General features: G+C 57.0%; 19 protein-coding genes and 1 CRISPR repeat array. Of the genes, 9 read left to right on the top strand and 10 right to left on the bottom strand.

Annotation, left to right across the window (positions count from 1 at the left end):
* Nucleotides 1–134: 134 nt before the first annotated feature.
* A CRISPR array of direct repeats spans nt 135–769; the repeat unit is 35 nt; unit sequence GTCGCAAAATGAGGGTCAGCTGACTCGATTGAAAC.
* A 552-nt stretch (nt 770–1,321) separates the two neighbouring features.
* Together Pla52nx_RS02345 and Pla52nx_RS02340 are read right to left on the bottom strand one after the other, a co-directional pair.
* On the bottom strand, nt 1,322–2,791 hold the full coding sequence (locus Pla52nx_RS02345; RefSeq protein ID WP_231741655.1) for a PQQ-binding-like beta-propeller repeat protein: 1,470 nt from the start codon (nt 2,789–2,791) through the stop codon (nt 1,322–1,324).
* A gap of 114 nt (nt 2,792–2,905) precedes the next feature.
* A complete protein-coding gene (locus tag Pla52nx_RS02340) occupies nt 2,906–3,706 on the bottom strand; it encodes a glycosyltransferase (RefSeq protein ID WP_146518095.1) in 801 nt (266 codons plus the stop codon).
* Between the two features lie 88 nt (nt 3,707–3,794).
* On the opposite strand from Pla52nx_RS02340, the gene Pla52nx_RS02335 reads away from it, so the two are divergent.
* Nucleotides 3,795–4,733: a glycosyltransferase gene (locus tag Pla52nx_RS02335; protein ID WP_197454223.1), complete on the top strand. Its 939-nt coding sequence runs from the start codon at nt 3,795–3,797 to the stop codon at nt 4,731–4,733.
* Here Pla52nx_RS02335 and Pla52nx_RS02330 read toward each other — a convergent pair.
* The 4 genes from Pla52nx_RS02330 to Pla52nx_RS02315 form a co-directional block, all read right to left on the bottom strand.
* Nucleotides 4,691–5,062, bottom strand: coding sequence for a DUF2304 domain-containing protein (locus Pla52nx_RS02330; protein WP_146518093.1), 372 nt, complete (start codon nt 5,060–5,062; stop codon nt 4,691–4,693). The two genes, Pla52nx_RS02335 and Pla52nx_RS02330, sit on opposite strands and share 43 nt — an antisense overlap.
* Before the next feature lie 17 nt (nt 5,063–5,079).
* Nucleotides 5,080–5,793, bottom strand: a complete 714-nt coding sequence (locus tag Pla52nx_RS02325) for a glycosyltransferase family 2 protein (protein ID WP_146518092.1) — start codon at nt 5,791–5,793, stop codon at nt 5,080–5,082.
* Nucleotides 5,794–5,874: 81 nt separating this feature from the next.
* Nucleotides 5,875–7,692 carry a tetratricopeptide repeat protein gene (locus Pla52nx_RS02320; protein WP_146518091.1) on the bottom strand — a complete coding sequence of 606 codons (1,818 nt, stop codon included), beginning with the start codon at nt 7,690–7,692 and terminating at the stop codon, nt 5,875–5,877.
* Nucleotides 7,693–7,812: 120 nt separating this feature from the next.
* Nucleotides 7,813–8,169, bottom strand: coding sequence for a hypothetical protein (locus tag Pla52nx_RS02315; RefSeq protein WP_231741653.1), 357 nt, complete (start codon nt 8,167–8,169; stop codon nt 7,813–7,815).
* Nucleotides 8,170–8,358: 189 nt separating this feature from the next.
* Between Pla52nx_RS02315 and Pla52nx_RS02310 the strand changes: the two genes are divergently transcribed.
* The 4 genes from Pla52nx_RS02310 (at nt 8,359) to Pla52nx_RS02295 (ending at nt 13,608) form a co-directional block, all read left to right on the top strand.
* The gene (locus Pla52nx_RS02310; RefSeq protein WP_146518090.1) at nt 8,359–9,675 is read left to right on the top strand and encodes a Gfo/Idh/MocA family oxidoreductase; all 1,317 of its coding nucleotides are present in this window, start codon (nt 8,359–8,361) and stop codon (nt 9,673–9,675) included.
* Nucleotides 9,676–9,881: 206 nt separating this feature from the next.
* Nucleotides 9,882–10,808 carry an isochorismatase family protein gene (locus Pla52nx_RS02305; protein WP_197454222.1) on the top strand — a complete coding sequence of 309 codons (927 nt, stop codon included), beginning with the start codon at nt 9,882–9,884 and terminating at the stop codon, nt 10,806–10,808.
* A complete protein-coding gene (locus Pla52nx_RS02300; protein WP_146518089.1) occupies nt 10,798–12,624 on the top strand; it encodes an AAA family ATPase in 1,827 nt (608 codons plus the stop codon). The genes Pla52nx_RS02305 and Pla52nx_RS02300 overlap by 11 nt, the downstream gene beginning before the upstream one ends.
* Before the next feature lie 660 nt (nt 12,625–13,284).
* Nucleotides 13,285–13,608, top strand: coding sequence for a hypothetical protein (locus Pla52nx_RS02295; RefSeq protein WP_146518088.1), 324 nt, complete (start codon nt 13,285–13,287; stop codon nt 13,606–13,608).
* A 56-nt stretch (nt 13,609–13,664) separates the two neighbouring features.
* On the opposite strand, the gene Pla52nx_RS02290 is transcribed toward Pla52nx_RS02295, so the two are convergent.
* Both Pla52nx_RS02290 and Pla52nx_RS02285 read right to left on the bottom strand, forming a co-directional pair.
* Entirely contained in the window at nt 13,665–14,411 is a 747-nt protein-coding gene (locus Pla52nx_RS02290; protein ID WP_197454221.1) for a sulfotransferase family protein, read from the bottom strand.
* Nucleotides 14,412–14,424: 13 nt separating this feature from the next.
* Nucleotides 14,425–15,624: an amino acid aminotransferase gene (locus Pla52nx_RS02285; RefSeq protein ID WP_146518086.1), complete on the bottom strand. Its 1,200-nt coding sequence runs from the start codon at nt 15,622–15,624 to the stop codon at nt 14,425–14,427.
* Nucleotides 15,625–15,801: 177 nt separating this feature from the next.
* On the opposite strand from Pla52nx_RS02285, the gene Pla52nx_RS02280 reads away from it, so the two are divergent.
* The 3 genes from Pla52nx_RS02280 to Pla52nx_RS02270 are packed head-to-tail and all read left to right on the top strand — an operon-like array spanning nt 15,802 to nt 19,952.
* Nucleotides 15,802–17,295, top strand: a complete 1,494-nt coding sequence (locus Pla52nx_RS02280; RefSeq protein WP_146518085.1) for a GMC family oxidoreductase — start codon at nt 15,802–15,804, stop codon at nt 17,293–17,295.
* Nucleotides 17,296–17,341: 46 nt separating this feature from the next.
* Nucleotides 17,342–18,730, top strand: coding sequence for a DEAD/DEAH box helicase family protein (locus tag Pla52nx_RS02275; RefSeq protein WP_146518084.1), 1,389 nt, complete (start codon nt 17,342–17,344; stop codon nt 18,728–18,730).
* Between the two features lie 10 nt (nt 18,731–18,740).
* Entirely contained in the window at nt 18,741–19,952 is a 1,212-nt protein-coding gene (locus tag Pla52nx_RS02270) for a DUF790 family protein (RefSeq protein ID WP_146518083.1), read from the top strand.
* On the opposite strand, the gene Pla52nx_RS02265 is transcribed toward Pla52nx_RS02270, so the two are convergent.
* Complete coding sequence (locus Pla52nx_RS02265; protein ID WP_197454220.1) at nt 19,941–21,398, bottom strand: FAD-dependent oxidoreductase; 1,458 nt, start codon at nt 21,396–21,398, stop codon at nt 19,941–19,943. The genes Pla52nx_RS02270 and Pla52nx_RS02265 overlap by 12 nt on opposite strands.
* 43 nt (nt 21,399–21,441) lie before the next feature.
* Nucleotides 21,442–23,406, bottom strand: coding sequence for a tetratricopeptide repeat protein (locus Pla52nx_RS02260; RefSeq protein ID WP_146518081.1), 1,965 nt, complete (start codon nt 23,404–23,406; stop codon nt 21,442–21,444).
* Nucleotides 23,407–23,582: 176 nt separating this feature from the next.
* On the opposite strand from Pla52nx_RS02260, the gene Pla52nx_RS02255 reads away from it, so the two are divergent.
* A complete protein-coding gene (locus tag Pla52nx_RS02255) occupies nt 23,583–24,311 on the top strand; it encodes a class I SAM-dependent methyltransferase (protein ID WP_197454219.1) in 729 nt (242 codons plus the stop codon).
* Nucleotides 24,312–24,318 lie beyond the last annotated feature (7 nt).

Here is a 24,318-nt window from a genome sequence, read left to right as displayed (position 1 = left end):
GTTTGCCACCGGCAGTGTCAGACTGGGTGGCGCTGCGGATGTTCGTATTTCTAGGATTTTGAGATGAATCAACGTAAAAGCTTGCCGCCGCGATACTTAGCCGTTACGATTCGAAAGCGGCCCAAGAAACCGCGGTCGCAAAATGAGGGTCAGCTGACTCGATTGAAACTCTTCGTCGACGACGACTACGAGACAGCATAAAGCTGAGTCGCAAAATGAGGGTCAGCTGACTCGATTGAAACTGCGGCTCTTCCGCGTTGACAGCCGAGACGACGAGAGACAGGGTCGCAAAATGAGGGTCAGCTGACTCGATTGAAACCTTTCGCATACCCTTTGTATCGCCCACGGCTGAAGTGATATGTCGCAAAATGAGGGTCAGCTGACTCGATTGAAACACCCCTCACATTCTTGGTCCATCTAAGCCGCTTCGGCGGTCGCAAAATGAGGGTCAGCTGACTCGATTGAAACTTTTACCGTATTCCGCATTGCGTTCGAGCAACTGCGGGGTGTCGCAAAATGAGGGTCAGCTGACTCGATTGAAACGATGATCTTGTAGACTTCCCCAAATCGCGAATCGTCTTGAGTCGCAAAATGAGGGTCAGCTGACTCGATTGAAACTTTGGCTTGAGTTCCGTACCCAAGGCTTCCATAACCGTCGCAAAATGAGGGTCAGCTGACTCGATTGAAAGCTTCACCGGTGTATGTCAGGCTAGAAAGCCTGACGTACTTGTTGGATCGCAAAATGAAGGTTAACTGACTCGATTGAAACGGAGGCCCCGTTTGTTTTTCTTCGCGTGAGGATCAGGCTGGACTCAGCAAAAAGTTGGGGGCGTCGCGTGATTCAGGTTCGCAAGGCTTGTTCCGCGAAGCTCCTTCCGCCGAGCTTGTCTCGGCGGAGGTTTTAATTGAGGGCTACCGTGGGCTGTTCAAAATTTGGTGTTGAAACTGTTTTTTCAGTCCATGTTTTTGTTCCATGCATCGCAATCAGTGTGAGCCTCAGGCGCTAGCCGTGGGCCAGTACCACAATCCGCCTCAGGCCCACGGCTAGCGCCTGAGGCTCACTGGGGGCCACCAGCTGCGCCGGGATTGGTGACAGAAACTTGCGGAGCGCCATAGTGCCACGACGCCAAATTCTGAACAGCCCACGGCTACCCTCGCACGCTAACAGAAATTCCCCACCGCCCGAGAATCGCCAGAGGCGATTCTCGGGCGGTGGGGAGGTGATTTGCTGTATTGACGGTAGCTGCCAGTTGTTGCTCCGAACCGGGGCAAGTCCGGCGGAAGTGATGACGCCCGGGACCACTTTTTTGCACCTGATCTGCTATTTGGCGACGCCGCTGACGTCGAACGCTGCGACTCGGGATTCGTCTTTGAGGATCAGAATTCCATTGTCCAAGGCCGGCGAACAGTAACAGGAGCCCGCCATCAGGGGTTCTTTGGTGAACGCGAGGACTTTGGGCTGCTCTGGAGTGCATTCCAGTGCGGCAAGATGCCCCGATTCTCCGAGTAAGACGATCACGTCGTTGGCGATCAGGCCTTGGCCTCGACGCAACAAGCTGTGGTAGCGCCATTGCAGGTCGCCCGTGGCAAACTCGACGCAGCGGAGTTCCGCGCCGCCTTGACCGGCCGCCGTAAACGCGTACACGTAACCGTCCCGCAACATCAAGGCGTTGTATTGACAATCGATCACACGCCGGTTTTTCCAGACAACTTCATGGCTGCGGTCGGGCTTGATTTGCAAACAGATCGCACCCGGTCCGGGACCGGTCACGGCCAGAATCTTGTCATCGATACACATCGGTGAAACCGCGTTGTACGACATCGGAGCGCGACTGAAATGGGTTTCCTCCCAATCGATCGTGCCACTGTCGGGATCCAAGCACAGGATGCCTTGATCCATAAAAATGAATAAGAACCGTTGGTCATGAATCGTTGTCACCAACGGCGTGCAATAACCCACGCCGCACCTGCCCGATTCCCAAATCGTCTCACCCGTCGTCGGGTCCAGCGAGATCACTCCGGCACCTCGGTCGGCCGCGCCCAAGTTAAAGATCAACTGGCCGCCGGGACGTGACGCCGAGACGTCGAGATACGGTGATCCGCCGACGGGAAACAACTCGGGCGCGACCGAGTATTCTTTGTTCAAGTCACGTTGCCAGAGAATGTTTCCCGATTCGAGTTCCAAGCAGACCATCGAGCCATCGCCAGTGACGTTGAACACGCGGGCCGAAGCGGGATCGATCACGGGTGTGCTGTAAGGTCCGTCGCTGTATTCATACTCACACGTGGCCGTGGTCGGGAACTCGGATTTCCAAAGCAGTTCTCCATCGACGGCGCCGTGACACTCGACGATGTCGGTGTCGTCGACGCGATGGTTAAAGATGACTTTGCCACCGAAGGCAACGGGCGATCCGTATCCGGTACCGACAGGCGTTTCCCAAAGCAACGCAGGCATAGCGTCGCCCCAACTTGGGGAAATCGACTGTGCGGTCCAGCCGTTTCGGTTTGGTCCTAACAACGACGTCCATGCTTGGGTTGCCGCAGCGTCCGACGGCAAGGCATCCGCGGCTCGCTGTTGATACTCGGCGATCGCCCCGGCGTCGGGTGTGTCCGCGAGAGTAGGTTCTACGAGCGGCAGTTCCAAGTCGACCGAGGAGCTTTTCTCGGAGCAGCCGATGAGAGAGGCGAGCAGAACGCTGAGGCAGAGTGTCAGCAGTCGCCAGAGGTAATTCTGGCGAATCCCATTACGAGGTTGGAGCGCGCGGAATGAAGTGGGGGCGGGCGATTTCAATGCTGGCGAAGTTTTACAGAAGGGGGTCGACCGATGGTGATCTGAGAGCGTAACGCCCGGATGTGATCGCGAAATGGCAACGCGGTAAGCTTGATGAAATCTTTATCATTCCGCTCAGCGGCGAAATGTCATCCACGCGAACAAACGTTGTGTCCACGACGCGGGAGCGTGGCGAAGCAGTCGCTCGCCCAGCATTCGACCGTGATCGGCAAGCGTCATCTCGTCTCGCCAGTAAGTGTCCTTGACGCGTAGGGTTGCATCGAGGGTCTCGCGCAAGCGAGTGGACTTGATGCTGGCGGCGTGCTGTCGATAGCGGACAAGGTATTGCTGCAAGTTGGCTAGTTGCACGCCTTGCTTGGCCAGATGGCTCCAGTAGGCGTAATCCTGGCACACGGGGTAACCGTCAGGGTATCCGCCGAAGCGTCGAACCAACTCCGCTCGAAAGAATGCGGCAGGCTGGGCGATCACGTTACGTCGCCGCATCAATCGTCGGACGTCGCGTGGGTCGGTCGGGTACTCCCGTCGCCCGATACGCTGGCCCTCCGAATCCACGATCGTCAGGTGGGAACCGACCACACCGATGTGTTCGTTTTGTGTCAAATGATCAAACTGTTCCTGCAACCGCTGTGGCTCCGAGATGTCATCGGAGTCGGCTTTGGCGATGAACTGTCCCTGTGCCATTTCCAAGCCGAGATTGCGTTGGCGTACTAGTCCGGTTCGTTGATCATTGATCACATATCGAATGCGATCATCCGAAAAAGATCTGATGACTTCGGTGCACACGAAATCGGAGGGATCCTCCACGATGATCAGCTCCCAGTCCGATAGAGTTTGATCGAGGATCGACTGGATCGCTTGCCGCAAAAGAGGTTCTGGCGTTGCGAGAACCGGCATCACAACGCTGACGATAGGCATTTGGCGATAAAAACAGTGGGTGGATGAATCTTTGGACGCCAAAGATTATACAGTTGAGCGGGATGGTGATCCGCGAATGGACGACAAGATGACATCTGATACACCGATTTCCGTTTTGATCGCCGCCCATGCGCGACCGGAGATGCTCGCTCGGACGCTGTCGTCGTTGGCGGATGCCGATCAGGTGAGCCGTGTGGATCAGGTCGTGGTGGTGGAGAATGGCGGTCAGCAGCAACTGGATGCCGTTGTTGATGGATTTTCGGACCGGTTGCCTGTTCGTTACGACCGTATCGCCAATGCGAATAAGAGCATGGCGCTCAATCATGGACTGGATCTGATCGCCGGTGGGTTGGTGATCCTGCTGGACGATGACATCTTGGTGGATTCGGGATTGATTCGGGCGTACCTGCATGCGATGACGGAGTATCCCAAAGGCGCGTTTTTTGGCGGCCCCATTACTGTGGACTACGAGACACCACCGGAGACGAGCCTGTTGCCTTTCATGACGGCGTCGACCAAAGGTTGGTCATTAGGCGTGAGAGACCGATGGCTCGGATTGTACACGGCCTTCTTAGGATTCAACTGGGCCGCCTACCACAACGACCTGATGGAAATTGGTGGCTTTGATCCGTTTCACGGTCCCGGTTCGGCGGGCGGGTTAACGGGACAGGAGTCCGACGCGCAACGTCGTTTGATGGCACGAGGCATTCGCGGGCGCTATGTCGCCGCTGCCACGGTTTCACATCACGTTTCGGCAAGCCAGATCGATCCCGATTGGATCGTCAGTCGGCGCGAGCGTGCCGGCCGTGAGTTGGCTCGATTTGTGGACAAGACGTTGCCGAGATGGCTGCCCGAGCCGATCGGGCGGATGGGGGTGCGAGGTGCCATCTTGATTCAACGTCTGCGATTCTTATTGGGAAATGGTTTCTCGCCGAATCGCGAACTGTCGCGTCGTTGGTGGCAAGCCTATCGACGCGGCGCTCTCTACGAGTGGTCGTCGTGTTCGGGTGGCGAGTTTCGAATCTGAGCACCTGAAAAATCTGCGTCGCGAATCGCCATGTCGCGTACCAAATCTGTCACCAGTTGCCTTTGCCGTTCTTGGTTTTGCAGAACGTAAAAGGTGAACAGGATGGTGTAAACGACCAACCCGTACAAAACAAAATCGGCTCCCCGCCCGACGTTGACCCAATCCGCCATCGCCTGCACGAGCGACGGTCGCCAAACGAGGACCGCAACGGCTGCCCACAGGACGGCGTGCAGCAGTCGCAACCGGCTGGCGACACGCATGAAGGCGATCAGTTCATGAACGGCAATGACGATCGCGAACGGAATAATGAGCCACTGGATGATCAACATCAATTCGTTCCCAATCGTTAGATCTGAAACAAGCGATTGAAGATCACTCGGGTAAAGATGCCCAATGCCGCGCGATTGGACTGTCCCTTGGCCAAGCACTCGGTGTTGTAGCGAATCGTGACCGGCCTCTCGACACACTTCAAACGAGCATCGGCGATGATGTGCAACAGCTCCGACGCGTGTGCCATGCGGTCTTCGGTGATGCGAATCCGCCGGGCCGCTGCGACGGAAAACGCTCGCAGCCCGTTGTGTGTGTCCGTCAGTGGCAAGCCCGTCGTCAAACGCGTGAACAACACTGCAGCCTGCAGCAGTAGCCGCCGATGCCACGGGATGCCTGGTGACCGGCCCAGAAACCGAGACCCCAAGACGACATCGGCGTCTCCACTGACAATCGGCGCGATCATTTCGATGATGTCCGCTGGATCATGCTGTCCATCGGCATCAAAGGTCAGGATGATATCAGCGGACTGCCGGACAGCAAAATCGATCCCCGTTTGCAACGCCGCACCTTGGCCACGATTGATCACATGACGCAGCACGACTGCGCCGGCATCGCGAGCCACCTGCGATGTCGCATCGACAGATCCATCGTCCACCACGACGACTTGAAAGCGCTTGCCGACCAACTGGCGAACGACGGCGTCGATCCTTTGGCCCTCGTTCAATGCAGCGATCACCACCCAGGTTGTTGGGCATGTTGACGACGTCGCGCTGGTGGCCGGAGATTTCATTGCATGAGGTTAGCGAAGTGCCCTCATGCGTAAATGTCTGTCAGGTAAAGATTTGATGAAGTGTTTGGGCGACCGAATGGTTCACGAGCCGGGGGAGGATCGCGGAGGTGAGTCGGACGACTCGCCCGAGGCATTCGCCATTTTCTCGACGCGTTCCCGGTGGGCCTGGTAGGTCGCCTTGATCTCCTTTTGCAGGCTTTCGTCCCCCTGAAGTGCCTTTTGAAACCACATCTCCGCGTCATCCGGTCGATTGTCCAGAGAAGCGATCAGCGCGAGACGAAACTGACATTCGGTCGTTTCCAGCAGGTTATGACAGTGAGGAAGTGCTTCCTGGAAATACACGCCTGCCTCCCGGTGGCGATCTGACAACAGCAGGTTGTCCGCAAGCTCTCGCCGGTACAGGTAATCCGTCCCGCCGTAGAAGAAGTCACGCTGCTCAGAAAGTTCAACCGCTCGCCGGAGCATTTCCAGCTTGGGCTCGATCTCATCAAAGTCCATCGAGTTTGCTAGTGAGAACCAAGCACGCGGGTTGTCTGGGTTGACGCGGCAATCCTGTGCGTACAGTCGTGCCGCTAGGGTGTAGTCCAAATTTCGCTCGGTGGTTAGCCAGCCCAAAGGAACCGCCAGCACCAAGGCCACGGTCAATGCTTGGACGGCCAGCCGTTGCATGCTCGGTGCATCGTGATCGGCATTTCGAATGGCCAACCGATGGACGATCACCCCGACGATGCAGGCGGTCAAGAACGCGAGTGGCAAATAGAATCTGTGCTCAAAGATGATGTCTTGCAGTGGCAGCAGCGTAGACGTCGGCGCCAGGATCACCAGCATTCCGATCACGAGCACGCTGGCACGACGAAAACGCATGAACAGCCAACCGACCAGTAGCAACAATCCCAACCAAGCGATCGCGCCGATCATTTGGTTCGTCGGCGATCGACTGGGGATCCATCCGTAGTCAAGCGACTGTCCGATCGGCAGCACCGACAGTCTCAGGTATCGCAAGAACACCACAGGCTGACTGGTCAAATACGACCACGGCGTGAACCCATCGATGCCGAATCCGATCGTCGATCCTTCCGCATGACGAGTCCGCAACAATCGAGGGACAAACACGAACAGTCCCACAATCAAGGGCGCTGTCAACACGGCGTACCAATGCCAACGTGATCGCAAACCTCGCCATGAATCCGCGAGGAAATATCGGTCGTAGAGCAGTACGGTCAGCGAAAGTCCCGCCGCCATTTCTTTGCTGCCGTAGGCGGCATAGGCGGCGACGATCGCCAGAATGGCCCACATCGTTTTGTTGTTTGATCGCTTCGCCTGGTCACTGGTTGCAGCAGCCGACTCGGTGACGGTCCTGCCAAACGCATGGGACCATGCCCAAAGACAAACCAGAATCCAGAGCGATGCAAAGGATTCGAACCGCTGGACGATGTAGGTCACCGCCGCAGTGGTCAGGGGGTGGACACCCCAGAGTAGTGCCGTGGCCGTGGCCGTCGCCGTGGCAATCGCGACTTGCGAGTCAAAGTCTGCGGGAGAGTTCGAGGGTGCCGTCTTTGGATCCGCTGTCTTGCTGGAGGCAAACGTGAACGCCGGCATCAACATCGTTCGATGGACCAACGCGAACAGCGCAGCGACCGCAGACAGATGCACCAGCCAGTTGACGATGTGAAACCCCAGAGGGTCTTCGCCCGTGTATGCAAAGTTCGCCGCGAACGTGGCCGTGGCGACGGGACGTTTCGCTAAGCGGAACCAATCGAAACTCCACAGGTCTCGCAGTAACGCGTTCTGGACGAGCGCAAAATCGTCCAAAACGAACTTGCCGAACATTCCATTGAGGTGAACGACACCGACGACACTCAGTGTCAGAACCAGGAGGACATTCGGGCGAGACAGCATGCAGGGATCGTGAGTGGACGTGAGAGATCAAGAGTGGACGGTCAGAACTTGAGGACCGACCGGACTTTGGTGAAGGGCCTCATCGAATCTCAGAGTCTACCGCACGACCATGAAGATCAGTTAAAGATGGACCGGCAAGAAACGCTTTTGCTCCTCCGGCCGCATCGTTGCGGGCGGATCGACCCAGGGAATCGAGCCACCGTCGGCGAGGTGATCCACGACCGAGGCTTTGAAGAGCCGGACAACCTGCCCCAAGGCGGACCGCTCGCTCTCCGCATCGACCGCGATCCCGGCGAGATTGGCAACCCTGGCTTGGACCCGACCGTCTCGACGACTGACATAAACGACGCAGCCAAACGCGGGAACAGCTTCGGCTGGCACCGGACCGCCCCCCAGCGGGATCGATTTTCGGGGGGCGTTGTTGTCGGGGCGTCCTGCTGGGTCGCTTGGCAGGAGGCGTTCAGAATCATCGGACATCGCATCACTCGTACTTGATCGGGCGGAAAAATGGTCGCACGGGATTCGGGGCGGCGAAAAGCGGGTAAAAAAGACGCCCTCACCGCCGCTACAGGGAAAGCCCTCGACCCGTTGGCGGGTTTTTACAGTACAATGCGGCAAATCTGATTTCCCTCTCCAACGTCTCTCCTTTGTATCAGGACATCATCGATGGAAAACAATTCCAATCGCCGAAATTTTCTCAAATCAACGACGGCCGCCGCTGGCGTGGCTGCCCTGTCGAGCACCATAGCAAGAACCGCTCACGCCCAAGGCAGCGACCAAATCAAGTTCGCTCTGGTCGGTTGTGGTGGACGTGGTCAAGGTGCTTCGCAGAATATCTTCAAGACCGAGGGTAACACCAAGCTGGTTGCCGTGGCCGATGCTTTCCATAAGAAAGCATCCGATGCGGTCAGCAACCTGTCCAAAGCCAACCCGGACAAGGTCGATGTGCCCGCCGACCGAATCTTCAGCGGCTTTGACGCCTACAAACAGGCCATTGATGCCGTAGACGATCTGGATCTGGTCATCATCGCAACACCACCCGGGTTCAAACCGCAACAGTTCGAGTACGCGGTCGCCAAGGGCAAGCACATCTTCATGGAAAAACCCGTTGCGTCGGACGCCCCAGGTGTTCGCCGTGTGCTCGATGCCGTTGCCGAATCCAAGAAAAAGAACCTGATGGTCGGAATCGGCCTGCAACGTCGTCACGAAGCCCAATACAAGGAAACCGTGCAGCGGATTCACGATGGTGCCATCGGCGATGTCATCTGCCAACGTGTTTACTGGAACGGTGGCGGCATTTGGTATCGCAATCGCACCGAAGACCAAACCGAAATGGCGTTCCAAACCAACAACTGGTACCACTTCAACTGGCTCTCGGGCGACCAAATCTGTGAACAACACATTCACAACTTGGACGTCGGTTGCTGGGTCAAAGGCGAGTATCCCGTCGAGTGCAACGGCATGGGCGGACGTGGACTTCGTGAAGGCGGCGATGCGACGAAGTCACAGATCTTTGATCACACGTTCTGTGAGTACACGTTTGCCGACGGTACCAAGATGTTCAGCCAAGGACGTCACCTGAAGAACGCCTGGAATCATGTCGCCGAGTTCGCGCACGGCACCAAGGGCACCGCCGACCCATCGGGATCGATCCAAGGCGAAAACCCATTCGAGTTCGGCAGGAAAGGTCGTCAACAAGGACACCAACAGGAACAGCACGACCTGATCGCTGCCCTGATGCGTGGCGAGATCTATAACGAAGGCGAGTACGGCGCGCACTCGACCTTCACCGCGATCCTGGGTCGCGAAGCTTGCTACAGCGGCAAGGTCATCAAATGGGACGAGCTGATGGAAAAGGGCAAGGACCTGTGCCCAGGAATCGACGAGTACACCATCGACTCCGACCCGCCACCGAGCGCCATGCCCGGCCCCGATGGCAAGTACCCCGTGCCCGTGCCCGGCGAGTACAACCCGTTCGCCTGATCCCGTACGTCAGCCTTTCCAGGCTGACATGAGAACCGCAGGTCAGGCTGGAAAGCCTGACGTACAAGAAAGCACCCTGACTCCGGCCTCTTGAGGTCGGAGTTTTTTTGTTTTCGGAGCAACTTTCACCCAGCAGACGCTCGCCAGGAATTCGGCATCGCTAAATTGAATCTCCGTATCCATCGCCACATCGAGGAGCCCCCTACATGCTTCGACCGACCACTCTGATGCTCGTCGTCGTCTTGATTTCATCCATCGCCAAGGCGCAGCAAGCCAGTCCACAGGAACCGCGAGACGACGCCTCATTGGTCATTCATGCCCGCTCGCAACTCGTTGGCGAACAAGCACCAGCGGACATCGATCGGGGACGCCGTCGCTCACAAATCCGTGAGTTGGCATGGCAAGCCTCCGAGACCGCGATTGTCGTTTGCGACATGTGGGACAAACATTGGTGCCGGGGCGCGACGGCGCGGGTCGCTGAAATGGCACCGCGGCTCAACGAAGTCCTGCACGCCGCCCGTGACCGCGGAGTGCTGGTCATTCACTGCCCCAGCAGTTGTGTGGATTTCTATCGCGATACACCGATGGTTCGTTTGGCGACCGACGCGCCGCAAGCCAAGAGCGTCGTGGAGCTGAAAGGCTGGTGTCATCTTGATTCCAAACGAGAGCCGCCTTTGCCGATCGATGATTCCGACGGAGGCTGCGATTGCAATCCGCCGTGCAAAAACTACACCGCTTGGACCCGGCAGATCGCTGCGATCGACATCAAAGAGGGTGACGCGATCACGGACTCCACCAAAGCCTACGATTTGATGGTCGCCCGCGGAATCAAGAACGTCATCGTCACCGGCGTTCACACCAACATGTGCGTCTTGGGCAGACCGTTCTCCATTCGCCAACTGGTCTATCAAAACCTCAATGTCGTTCTGATGCGAGACATGACAGATACGATGTACAACTCGGCCATGAGTCCGTACGTTAATCACTTTGATGGAAATCGTCTGGTCGCTCAGCACATCGAGCGTTATTGGTGCCCAACCATGTTGAGCACCGACCTGACAAACAAGCCCGAATTCATTTTTTCCGGCGACCAGCGACCTGAACACACCCACGGCAGCCCCCATGACGAATAATTCTGACGACAGAATCATCGAGTCGATTCGACTGTATCGCGAAGCACTGCAGGAGACGCGCCAACTGTACATTGAAAGCGGCAAGCTCGTCCGCGGCTCTTATGGTTGGCTGGCCGGCAGTGACAACGACGAAGCCGTTTCGATCGCGGACCAGATGGACGATTTGCATCAAGGGTTCTTGATGAAGGTGTTCGCCGCGGCGGTGCCCTCGGCCAGCAGTCGCAACATGGAACAGCGTCAGCTCGGACGCGTGTTGTTGGAACACATCTGGGGAAAATCGGTCATGGGCAGCCAGTTGCACGAAGCCGTCGATTGGCTGATCACCGCGTCCAACGACTTTCAATGGGACGAACTCATCCGTCCTTTCGTCGAGTTGCCCGACTTGCGCGCATCTTGGGGTCAATTGGAAACCCTGGCGATGCGGATGGCAAACCTGTTGACGGCGGTCGACGGCAACGTCTCGGCCGCCGACAACGAGAATATCCAGCGAATGAAACGGCACTTTGACGAAGCCCGTGGTCGTGCGCCGGAAACCCTGCAAACGGACGCCGACACAGAGAATGCGCGCGACGCGATCGCATGGCTGAGAAACGAAGCCAAGCGGTTACGCGAGGGCGTCGGCCCGACCGCCGCTGAAAAGCCGACCCCCATAGCCGGCCCCGGTGGATCGGCCAACCGGCCTAAACCGGAAACAACGCCCGAGTCCAATTCGGACGCACCGGTGGAAGACAACCGGACTCCGGAAGAACGCTTGGCTGATGCCCGCGCAAAACTGGATCGCTTGATCGGATTGGACAACATCAAGAACCAAATCGAAACGCTGACCAACTTTCTCAAGATGGAACGCAAGCGTGAGGAGATGGGCTTGCCCACCACGCGTCCGAGTCTGCACATGGCGTTCATCGGGAATCCCGGCACGGGCAAAACGACTGTCGCCCGGATCATCGCCGAAATCTACGGCGCCCTGGGAATCTTGAGCAAAGGTCACCTCGTCGAAACCGATCGCAGTGGATTGGTCGCGGAGTATGCCGGGCAAACCGGTCCCAAGACCAACGCCAAGATCGACGAAGCGCTTGACGGCGTTTTGTTTATCGATGAAGCCTACACGATGATCGACGAGAACGGCCAGGACCAATACGGACGAGAGGCCATTCAAACCTTGCTCAAACGCATGGAAGATCAACGAGATCGATTGGTCGTGATCCTGGCCGGCTATCCCAACGAGATGCGAGCCATGATTCGGAGCAACCCCGGATTGAGCAGTCGAGTCGGCACCACGATGCAGTTCGAAGACTACTCGCCCGACGCCCTCTGCAAGATCTTTGAATTGATGGCCAAGAAAGCCAAGTACACGCTGCCCACCGAAACACGTCGTCGCTTGCTTCGCGGATTCACTTATCTCTACGCAACGCGTGACCGACATTTCGGAAACGGCCGTGCATCGCGAAACAGCTTTGAACGCAGCGTCCGCCATTTGGCCAACCGCTTGGCATCGATGAGCGAAGTCACGCGAGAGTTGCTGACGACACTGGAGCCCGAGGACATCGAAGTCGCCGGTGTCGCCGAGGCACACCTCAAGGCGATGGCGGCGCAAAGCGGAAAAGTCCGCGTCTACTGCGACGGCATCCCGCAAGTGATCGATGATCAGTTGCTGGGAACGGAAGTGAAATGCGAAGCATGCGGCAAAACGTTCTTTGCCGATTTCGGCGAACCGGTCATCGAATTGCCCGAACCGGACGCGCCCGATGAACCCACAGAGGCGAAAGCTGAAGCCCCCGTGGATGAACGCGTGGACGGACCCACCAAGGAAGATTGAGCGAGTTTCACACCCGTTTCACGGGCAGTGGCGTTCAGCGCCAACCAGCTCAACGTATCCAAACGGACGACGCTGTCAAACGCCGTGAGCCGTGACGCGTGAGCGGCCGGGTCTTGCAGATACCAAGTAGTCTGGGACAGCTAGAAGTTAGCGTTTGTCGTAGTGGATCTTGTTAAAGATCCCACCGCTACAGGATCTTTAACAAGATCCACTACCCTAAAGATAAGATGTCCCAGGCCACTAGTGCATCATCCGGTCTTGATTTAGGGGTTAGCCGTTTTGGCGTTAGCCACGGTTGTGTCACGAAAACCGTGGCTAACGCCAAAACGGCTCATCTACTGAACCCACGTTCTAAGACTGGACGATGCACTAGCCCGGATTATTCATTAGCCGGCACGCGATAGCGTCCGGTTCCCGATTACAGGCGTGAGAACCGGACGCTATCGCGTGGCGGCTGATATGCGCAGCCTGTTTTCGTGCCAATCCGCGTAAACCGTTTCGTGCAAACGTGTTGCGAATTTTGTCGTGAGTCGCTTGAATAATTCGGGCTAGCTGAATTCACACCGTGACCGATGGTGTCATCGCACGTTGCGATGAGAGAGGTGTTCCCGAGGCAGTTCGCATCGAGAACACTTCACACCAAACACACAGGCCACGATCATGACCAAGTACTACGTTCAATCCGGAACCCTTCGCACCATCGTCCAAGCCCAATCGCCTCGCAAAGCGGCATTGTGGGCCGTGCACCAAGCGATGCAGCAAGTCCTGCCGATCGACGACGATACACATCTTGCTCCGACGCGAAAAAGCGAAGACGTTGCTTCTCGCGGTGTCGCGGTTTTGTCGGCCAAGGTCATGGTGAGCGAGCGTGGTTACGATCGTACCGACGCCAGCACCGTCCCCACACTGGAGGCCGTCTCGGAATGGAACCAAATGGTGTCGATTCTCGATCGCCTGGAACGCATGCTGCACCACGCCGAGTGAGTCCATCGACATGCCCCCAACGCATCGTTGAGGTTTTGACTCAGCGTCACCGCGGATCAGTTCCACTCGTCGATCGACTCGCCCAACCACTCAAACAGGCGTTCGTTATGCGGTCGATAGATCTCACGCAGTTGTCGATCGAGATCTCGATCAAGCGGATCGACGGTGTAGGCACGCATGTGGACGGCGTTCTTGGTAAGTTCCTGCGGCTCTAGGTCGGCAAACGCCAGCAGTTCGTCAAAGTAGCGATCAGGGTCGGCAATCCATCGCTCCATGATCATCACGTGAATTCTTTCTCGCGGAAAGAAACTCAACAGGTGTTGCAATTGCCGTTCGTAGTAGCCACGTGCAAGCAATCCGTACCACCGTCGTTTGGGCTCATCCAACTCGGCTTGAATGTTGGCCGCCAACGATTCCCCAGGGCGACGCCAATCCCAAGTCCGGGTGACTTCGATGTGTTGGGAATAGTGATTGAACTGACTGTAGGCGCGGGCGATCGGATCTCGCAGCGAAACGATCAGTCGTGCATCGGGCAGGACCTGGGCCATCCGCTCGTGGGCTTCGATATCGCAGAGGTAATTGGGCGTTGAATCCAGGGCGATTCGCGAATCATCTTGATAGTGACTGGCGTACCAATCATGTCCACGGTCCCACAGGTTGCCGAAGTAGTTCATCTCCTTGATGGTTTTCCCGTTGGCGGGATTCATCGGAAAGCAAACTTGTCGGTGACTGCCCAACGAAGCATGCAAGGTGGACGTGCCACATTTTTGCGCGCCGATGATGAGCAGACCGGGCAATGCCATGGCGGTGTGCCTCTCAGCCTTCCAGGACAGACGCGACCGCATCACACAAGGACTGCATGTTGGACTCGCTCATTCCGGCGACGTTGATGCGTCCGCTGCCGACGATGTAGATCCCATACTTTTGTTTCAGCTCGTCGACTTGCATCGGTGTCAGGCCGCTGTAGCTGAACATGCCTTTTTGAGGCAACAGGAATGAAAAGTCGTGGCCGGCACCGGTGGTCTTCATCGTTTCGACAAACTGTTGACGCAACTGGGTGATCCGATTTCGCATCGTGTCCAACTCGGATTTCCAGATGGCGGTCAGTTCGGGATCGGACAGGATCGTCGCCACGATCGCGCCGCCGTGTCGAGGCGGGTTGCTGTAGTTGGTGCGAACCATTCGCTTGAGCTGACTGTTGGCCGCTGCGGCTTCGCTCGCCTGGGCGGCGACCAACGAGACGGCTCCGACGCGTTCACTGTACAACCCAAAATTCTTTGAGAACGAAGTACACACCATGGCTTCGTCGACGCGATCCATCACCGTTCGTAGTCCCACGGCATCGGCTTCCAGTCCGTCGCCAAAGCCTTGGTAAGCAAAATCGATCAGCGGCAACAGTCGTCTTTCAGCGATCACGTCGGCGATCACTTTCCACTGCTCGGCGGTCGGATCGATGCCGGTCGGATTGTGGCAACAACCGTGCAACAAGACGGTGTCACCGGGCGATGCTTTCTCTCGCAAGTCCGCGACCATCGCGTCGAGGTCCAACGAAGTGCGATCGGCAGCGAGATATCGATAGCCGTCGTTGGGTAGCAACGCGGCATCAAAGATGGCCCGGTGATTGTCCCACGTCGGTGTGGGAATCCATACTTTGGCCCCGGGCAACTGCGTCTTGAGAAAGTCGGCCGCGACACGCAATGCGCCGGTGCCACCGGGCGTCTGCAACACCGCCACACGCTCGGCCGGGACTTGATCGCCAAAGGCCAGCGTGCGAACGTGGTCGCAGTAGTCCTGGAGACCGCCGATCGAAAGATAGCCTTTGGTCTTTTCGTTGGAAAGCAGCTTTTGTTCGGCAGCCTTGACGCTCTGCAAAACGGGTGTCTGTCCGGTCGCGTCCTTGTAGACACCGACGCTTAAGTTCATCTTGTTAGGATTCGTGTCCGCATTGAATGCGTCGGTCAAACCCAAAATGGCATCGGGAGGTGCGGTGGGGACGACGGAGAATCGATGATCCATGGCTATCTAAAAAGGGTTGCGGGAGGGGGAAGTTGTTGAGCGGCTCGCTGTCTCGGGGTATTCAGCATGGCTCGGCCGGTTTTTAGAACGGCTGTTAGGCTGAAACACCAATTTTGACGTCCTTTCGGCTCGTCAGCTCGGTCAGAATCGTAATCCACAAACCGCAATTCGCCTATCGTGCCGCAAAACAGCCAACAAATCCACGGTCGGTCTGCAGATATCGTCATCGTCGGCGGGGGGACCGCAGGTTGCTTGGTGGCGAGATCGGCGGCAGAACGTGGACGTCATGTCACAATCGTCGAACCGGAGTCATCGGACGCCCCGGACATCGATCGGGTTCGCCCCAATCGATGGCTTCGGCTGCTAGGCAGCGTGGAAGACTGGGGGCATGAGACGGCTTCCTCGCCACAACTGGCAGGACGCAGGATGAAGTGGCCCCGTGGCAAAGGCCTCGGCGGCAGCTCCCGTATCAACGCGATGATCTGGTTTCCGCCCACGGATCATGATTTTCAAATGATCGATGATTTGACGGGAAATCGGCTAGGCCTGTCGGGACTGAAGCAGCGATTCCAGGTCTTGACCCAACGGATCGGTCCCGAGTCACCCCGTTGGACCAGCGCGGTCTGCCAACGCTTTCTCGATGTTGCTCAGCGAGCCGCCACGCAAGCCGATCCCGGTCCCCACCATCCGATGCTGTACCGGCGTTTCAACCGCTCTGGCAAACGCTGGACGTCGGCGCAACTGCTTGATGCCCAACCACTGGGTGATGGCCGGATCGACCTCGTCCGCGGTCAAGTCGACCGAGTGGTCTTGACTGGAGACCAAGCCACAGGCGTACGTCTGGTCGATGGCGAAGTCATCCATGCTCGCCAACGCGTGATCCTGTCGGCCGGATCCATCGCCACGCCTACGATCTTGATGCGATCAGGGATCGGCGACGCAGAACATTTACGCGCCCACGGGATCGACTCCATCATCGACTTGCCGGGCGTCGGTCGCGGTTTGCAGGACCATCTGATCATGCCCATGATTTTTTCCACCGCGCCAGAGCACCAATTCGCGTGTGTCGACACGCCGCGTGACTTGGCTCAATGGCAAGCCGTGGGTGGAGGCCCGATTGCCTGCAACATCGCGGAATGCGGTGGCTTGTTTTATGACGAGACGATTCAACTACACGTCACGCCGACACACTACTTGCTGTTTCCGCACCCCAAGACTCCCCCGGCGATGACGATCGGTATCAACGTCACTCGGCCGCTCTCCCAAGGCCGACTTCGCCTGCAGTCGTCCGACCCACGGGCGATGCCGATGATCGATCCTCCCTATCTCACAAACCCATCGGATACCGAAACCTTGTTACGAGGCATGCGGCTGGCTCGACAGATTGCTGACGAAATGTCACTGGCGGGCCACGAGATTCTGCCGGGTGCGAAACGTGTCGACGATGAATCACTGATCAAATCCATCTCGCGATACTCACAGACGCTGTATCATCCGGTCGGCACGTGTGGGGGCGGCAACCGCGAACTGGCCGTCTGTGATGATCGGCTGTTTGTTCGCAACGTGTCGGGCTTGCAAATCGTCGACGCATCCGTTTTTCCTGCCATTCCCACGGGCAATCCGTCCACGTTGGTGTTGCTGCTGGCGATGCTGACCGACGATACTTGGTGATGCGGTTCCACCCAGCTTGATCCACTCACCGATCCATCGCAGTCTCGTGTCCGATACCACTCCTTGCCTCCAATTCGATCAAGGCACGCTTACCTTGCGGGGCGTGGCGGAACCGCTGTTGCTGAAGCTGTTTCCTCAACTCGTCTGGGTGAACGACTCACGGGGAAAATGCTGGCGCACCGATGCGATGCACTACCAGGAGGTGGTTCAGACCCTGCAGCGCTGGCTGGCGGAGGACTTCATTGACGACGTGCCTCAGTGGCACGAGGTAACGCTCAGCAAACGAAAACTGCACTCGCTTCGCGCCGACCAGAACAAAGCATTGAACGCTTGGATGGAGAACAAACGTGGCGTCGTCGTCATGCCCACCGGCACGGGCAAAACGGAAGTCGCCCTGCACGCGATGTGCAGCGTCGGTTGCGGTGTCCTGGTCGTCTCCCCAGTACGCGACCTGATGTATCAGTGGCACGATCGTATCTTGGCCGCCACCGGAATCGATTCAGGAATCATCGGCGACGGCGTTCATCGAGTCAGTCCGATCAGCGTGACGACCTACGACAGCGCAGCGATCCACATGCCCAGGATCGGAAATCGATTCCCTTTCATCATCTTTGACGAATGCCATCACCTGCCCGGCCCCATGCGTCAGGACGCCGCCAGGATGTCTGCCGCGCCATATCGACTTGGTCTGACGGCGACTCCTGATCGTCGTGATGGGCAGCATGTCCTGTTGGATGAAGTCATCGGCCCACGGGTCTACACTCAAGAAATCACAGCCGCCAGAGGAACCACGCTAGCCGATTACGACGTGATCCGTATCGCGGTTCATCTGTCGGAATCCGAACGCACACGGTACGAGTCACTGGGCCGCATCGTCCGCGAGCATATCTCCACTCGCCGCGAAACCGAACCCGAGTACGACTGGCCGACATTGTGCAAGGAAAGCAGCAACGATCCCGATGCCCGCGTGGCCATGAAGGCCTTTCACGCCAAGCGATCGATCGAAGACCGCGCGGAGGAGAAGCTTCGCATCATCGAAGACTTGTTTCGATTGCACGCCGGTGAACCGGTGATCGTTTTCTGCGGTTCCAACGCGATGGCACGGGACGTGTCGGTCCGATTTCTGATTCCCTGTTTGCTCAGTCATTGCCGCAAACGCGAACGCAAAGACATTTTGGATGGGCTTCGTGAGGGACGCTACCCGGCCTTGGTCGCCAATCGTGTGCTGGACGAAGGAGTCGACTTGCCGGAAGTCAACGTGGCCATCGTCGTCGGTGGTGGCAGCGGGACCCGCCAAGCCTTGCAACGTTTGGGACGCGTGGTACGCAAGAACCGTTTCGGCCGAGCTTGCTTCTACGAGATCGTCACCGCCAACACTCGCGACGAACTACGCTCTCGTGCCCGTCGACGCAACGACGCGTTTTCAAAGAAGTGACGGGGCCGATATGCTGACCAAACAGGAGGCGATCGTCCAATACGATTTCGACCGACAATCCGTCACGCCGGATCGGCTGAGACGCGGGCGAGATTCGCACTATGTTCCGCTCGCACAACAAATGATCCAGGTCTATCAGTCCGGCATCGGTAAGCCGCGACGCGACTTGCATCGAAGCGTCGAACGTGTCCTTGCCGATGTTGCCGATTGCCCGACACGACGCGTTGCGGCGTTTTGCAAACTGCTCGACGATGCCAGTGAGTATCACCAGGATCGCGGCGGAGCGGCCGCCAAACTGAGAAAACGTGTTTTCAGCATCGCCGCATCCAAGCACCCGCTGGTGGACCAGCCCGATCGGCTCTTTGAGAACTGCTCGCAGTCTGTCAGGGCATCGATCGCCGCCGAGTTGGGCATGACATGGGATGAAATTCAGGGACGTCTGTTTGCCGACGTGATCGAGTTCCACCCACTATCGAAACCTCCCCTGGATTGGGACGCGGCACGTTTGCTGGCTCGTTACAACGTGGCCCAAACTCAGGCTGCGATGTACGGCGCACTCTCGGTGACGGTTTGGGCCAAGTCGGATTTCAAGATGATCCTGAGATACGCCAAGCTGGCTCAACTGATGCACACGATCGATCAACGTGGCGACAATTATCTGTTCCACTTCAATGGCCCCGCATCGGTCTTGAGACAGACACGACGCTACGGCGTGAACTTCGCTCGCTTTCTGCCCGGATTGCTTTCGACCGCGGACTGGAAAATGCAAGCCACCGTCTTGGGACCTGCCAAACGCCGATTTCGGCTACAACTGACATCCGACGATGGATTGAACGGCGAAGTCAGCATGGAGGAGTTCGACAGTCAGATCGAATCGCACTTTGCTCAGAAGTGGGAGCAGACCGATACAGACGGTTGGACGTTGCATCGCGAAGCCACCGTGTTGCACGAAGGCCAAACCGTGTTCATGCCAGACTTCACCTTGCGGCATCCAAAACACTCACCCGTTCAATTGGAGATCATCGGTTTTTGGACACCGGAGTATCTCCGGGAAAAGGCGGCCCGGCTTCGTCAATTCGGCAACTCGGCCCGTTTCATTCTGGCGATCGCGAAATCGACCAGCGAAACGCTCGGCCCCGTCGATCTGCCCAGTGTGCAGTACAAAACTGCGCTGTTGCCCAAGCAGATTCTGGAATTGCTGAAGCAGTTTTCAGCCCACTGACGTGACCAAACCGTTTTCAGTGATCAGTGTCTTTTCCTGATACTGATCAAAGTCGGAGTTCACGTTCCACAGATCGTGGCTGGCATCATGCAGCACGTTTTCTGCCGCTAACAGTCCCATCAAGATGCTGTGATCCTGGTTGTTGTACTTGAACGCCCCGTAACGACCGATCACGGACAGCCCACCAATGCCGGACAAATACTGCGATACGCAATCAAGGTGGTTGCGGTAACCTCGCCGATAGACCGGATAGCTCCGAGGAATGCGTATCACGTGGCCGTCCAGTACCTCGTCTGATCGCAACAAACGTAATTGAACCAGTTCATCCACACACCTGGCGATGATCTTGCGATCGCTTTCTCGCCACTGGTCGTCATCTGCGTTGCACCATTGTTCGATTGCCAGCACGGTTGTCGATGATTCACCATAGACCTCCGGGATCCAGTTTCGAAAATTGGTGACGCGACCGATGCGTACATCGTCCGACTGAATGTACAGCCATTGGTCGTCAAAAAGTGATTCATGATCGATATGCAAATAGACCAGCACGGTATTGCGAAAACTCAATTGCTGGGCAGCGGTCTGCACCGACGCGGGAGCTTGTCCGTGTTCCATGGCCGATTCGCTGGCAAGCGATGCGATCAGATGCGGCAAAGGCATGGTGGAGATCACATGGTCAAATTCGTCTGTCTGTCCGTTGTCCCAGCGAATCGCTTTGACTCGATCACCATCGCAGATCAACCGATTGACGGGACAGTCGGTCGTGATCCGACCGCCTTGTTGACAGTACTGTGTCGCGATCGAATGGTACACCGCACCCGTCCCGCCGATCGGATAGGCGAATCGATCGACCAAGGTTTTGTGGGTGTTGGCATGTCGAGGCGACGTGGCGCTCACGACGGCCTGCCAGAGCGAGAAGGATCGGATCCGTTGGGCGGCAAAGTCCGAACTCAGTTCGCTGCAAGGAATTCCCCACAGCTTTTCGCTGTAGGCCTTGAAAAAGTGTTCGTACAATCGCCGACCGAATCGCTTCGTGACCCAAGTTTCGAAAGAGTTCTCTGATGAGTCGGATCGACCAGGCACGAGCTTTTGCCGCAGATAGCTGGCCAAGCACATTCCAGCATCTCGCCATCCGAGCTGACGAATCGCGCTGATGGGGCGAATCGGATAGTCGATCAACTCGCCTTGATAGTGAACACGAGTCAGGCGATCCACCATTCGGTAGTTCGTTCCGACCACATCGAGCCAAAACTGGTTGACGCGTCCGTCCGTGCTGAAAAATCGATGCGGTCCGATATCAACATACTGTCCCCACAGTTCGATGGTGCGTGATAGTCCACCGATCATGGAACTGGCCTCGAACACATCCACGTCCGCGCCGCCCTGGCGTAGCTTCAACGCAGCGGTCAGGCCTGCCGGACCGGCTCCGATCACGGCAACGCGCATGGTCGACTCCTGAGGCAAAATCTCGCTGATGACGTTTGCCGACTCAATTGCTTTGGTTCTCCAGAGCTTGGAGACCCAGCTCGATCCGCTCAGCGACTTCGGTCCGCCCCTCACGTCGCGCCGCATCGAGCAATCGCCGCGCTGCGTGGGTCGCTTTGTCTGTTTGCCCCTGGCGTAAGTAGACGTTCATCAGATTCATGCAGTTCTCAAAATCCGGCTTGATCTCCACCGCGACCTCAAAATGCTTGGACGCCATCTGCATTTGGTTTCGGCTGGCATAAATCAAGCCGAGATTGTTGTGCGCGGGATAGCATTCGGGGTCCACTCGGATCGCTTCCAGATAGTGTTCCGCCGCCAACTCCTGCTTGCCGACTTGTTCCAGCAAATGAGCCAAGTTGTAATGATAAACGGTGTCATTGGAGTTTCTGGAGATCGCTTCCCGATAGACCGAGATCGCTTCACCCAGGCGATTACTCTTCTCCAACGCAGTGGCATAGTTCAGTGTGCCCTGTCGGACTCGCACGTGACGGGCATAAGCCCACTGGAGCATCTCAAGACCTTTTTCGATGTTGCCATTTTCGACTTCGACGCAGCCTTGGCTCATCACGGCGAACGGATTCAACGGATCATGCTTCAGGACCTCCACCCATATGGTCCGACCATCTTTGAGGCGATCGATGGTGGTGACATTGACCCACAGGTATCCCGCCACAACAAGGGCAACGACTGTGCCGAGAGCCCAAATCGGCTTGCCCGTCAAACCGGATGCCAGATCACTCTGCGGTCGATCCGATTTTTCTCGCCATCGGATCGCGAACCGATACAGCCCCGCGACAAACAATCCGGCGACCACAGCGATCGGCAGGTACAGCCGACGCTCCACCAGTTCTTCCGTCGGCAGAGGGACAATCAGCGTCGGAGACAACACGGCAAAGAACCAGATCAGCCCAAACCCGAGAGAACGACGACGCCACACCAACCAAATCGTCAGCACGGCATAAACAAACATCCCCAGTACACCGGGCCACGCCACCGAGAACTCATCCATTGTCGGAACGTGGTAGTTCAGGACCAAAGGCCAAGGCCAGAGCGTCAGTTTCCAGTAGGCAAAGAACACGTTGGACTGCGTCATCCACCATTCGATAGCCGAGACCGTGTTGTTGAATCCGCCCAATGGAGTCACGCGTCCCAACGCATAGTTGACGACGATCAATGACCAAGTCGCAGCCAACCCGACGTAGAGACTCCACGAACGTCTGATCATCTGCCCGATGGAGCCCTTTACAAAGGTCCATTCGTAGACCGCCACCATCGCGGGCGCTGAAGCCATCATTTCCTTGGACAACATGCCCGACGCACACGACAGTGTTGCCAGAGCAAGCCACGCAAAACGACTGGTCTGACAACAGGCACCCCAAAATCGGATGCTGCAGTACAACGTCAGCAGATAAAACAGCCCCATCATCAGTTCGGTACGCTGTGTCAGATAGATCACCGTTTCCGTGTGAACGGGATGCAGTGTCCAGAGCAACGCTGCCCCCCACGACAACACGCCGCTGTGCCGTGCGAATCGACCAGCAAGACAAGGCTGCAGGAGAGTGCGCCAAATGACTCCCCAAAGAATCACACCAGTGATCACATGCATCACCAGATTGGTCAGACGATATCCCAGCGGGTTCACACCACCAAAGTGATGATTGATCGCGAGCGAGAGACTGACCACCGGGCGTGCGGTGAAAGGTGTTTCGGGCTGAGGGTTGAGCGGTCCGTATTGACCATCGCGGCCGAACAGGGGAAACAGATTGTGAATCGACTCGTTGTCAACGATGCCCGGCAGATCGTCAAAGATCATTTCGTACCGCAGCGACGGCACATAAACGACGCAATTCAAAAAGACCAAAAACGCAATACCAGCCAGTCGAGGCCACCAGCGAAATCGGCTCTCGATATCGCTGTGGATTGGCAACCCTGCGTCCGGTCGAATGGATTGGTCAGCGTGGTCGGACACGACGGGGAGGCTCTATTCTCATTCGGAGCAATCTCAGCCATTTTTCTGCCGACCGACGAGGCCGGGAAATAAACTATCGATTCTCCCTGCCATGAATGGTGAAAGCCACGATCATAGATCGCGACCGCTACAGTAGGAGATCTGAGGCCCCACCGACAAGACGAATCGAGCTCGCCGTGTTTCACGATCTTGACGAAAACCGACGCCACTACGATCGTGTCTCGTCAGACAAGCGACCGCTCTATTTCCAGCGTTTTGATACGCAAATTCTTGACAACAACCCCATCGTCGCGGGGCTGCTGACCTCTGCTTTCCAGCGAATGTTTCCCAGCCCCGTCGGTCGTTTATTGGATTTGGGTTGCGGTACCGGGTTCTACTACCCACTGCTCAGCCGACACGCTGAAAGCGTCTTGGGGATCGATGTCAGTCGTGAGATGCTGGACGAAGCCGAACGTTTGATCGCCGACAAGCAACTGACCAACTGCAGTGTACGAGAGTGTTCGGCATTGGAATTGGATGTCGCGGACGAATCGATCGACGTCGTACACAGTTGGGATTTCTTGCACCATGTCTCGGATATCCCCGCTGCTCTGGCAGAGATCACGCGCGTCTTAAAACCGGGCGGCCGATTCCTTGCGGTCGAACCCAACGTCATCAATCCATCGATCGCATGGTACCACATGAGGCGACGATCCGAATGGCGGCTCTTTCTGCAAAACCAGTTTACGTTGCCCAGGAAGATTCACAGGCAATTTGAACGCACGATCCGCTACGACAACACGATCATCAGTTTCCTCAACGAGCGGACACACTGGATTTGGAAAGCGGCGAATCGCTTGACGTCGATCAAGCCCTTTCACCTGCTGTCCTTTCGCTACATGCTGGACGCCACCAAGAGAAGCTGAGAATTTC

This window comes from Stieleria varia, from assembly GCF_038443385.1.
Lineage (GTDB): Bacteria > Planctomycetota > Planctomycetia > Pirellulales > Pirellulaceae > Stieleria > Stieleria varia.
Note: the sequence above shows the minus strand (reverse complement) of the source record. Positions and strands in the feature narration are given on the sequence as shown.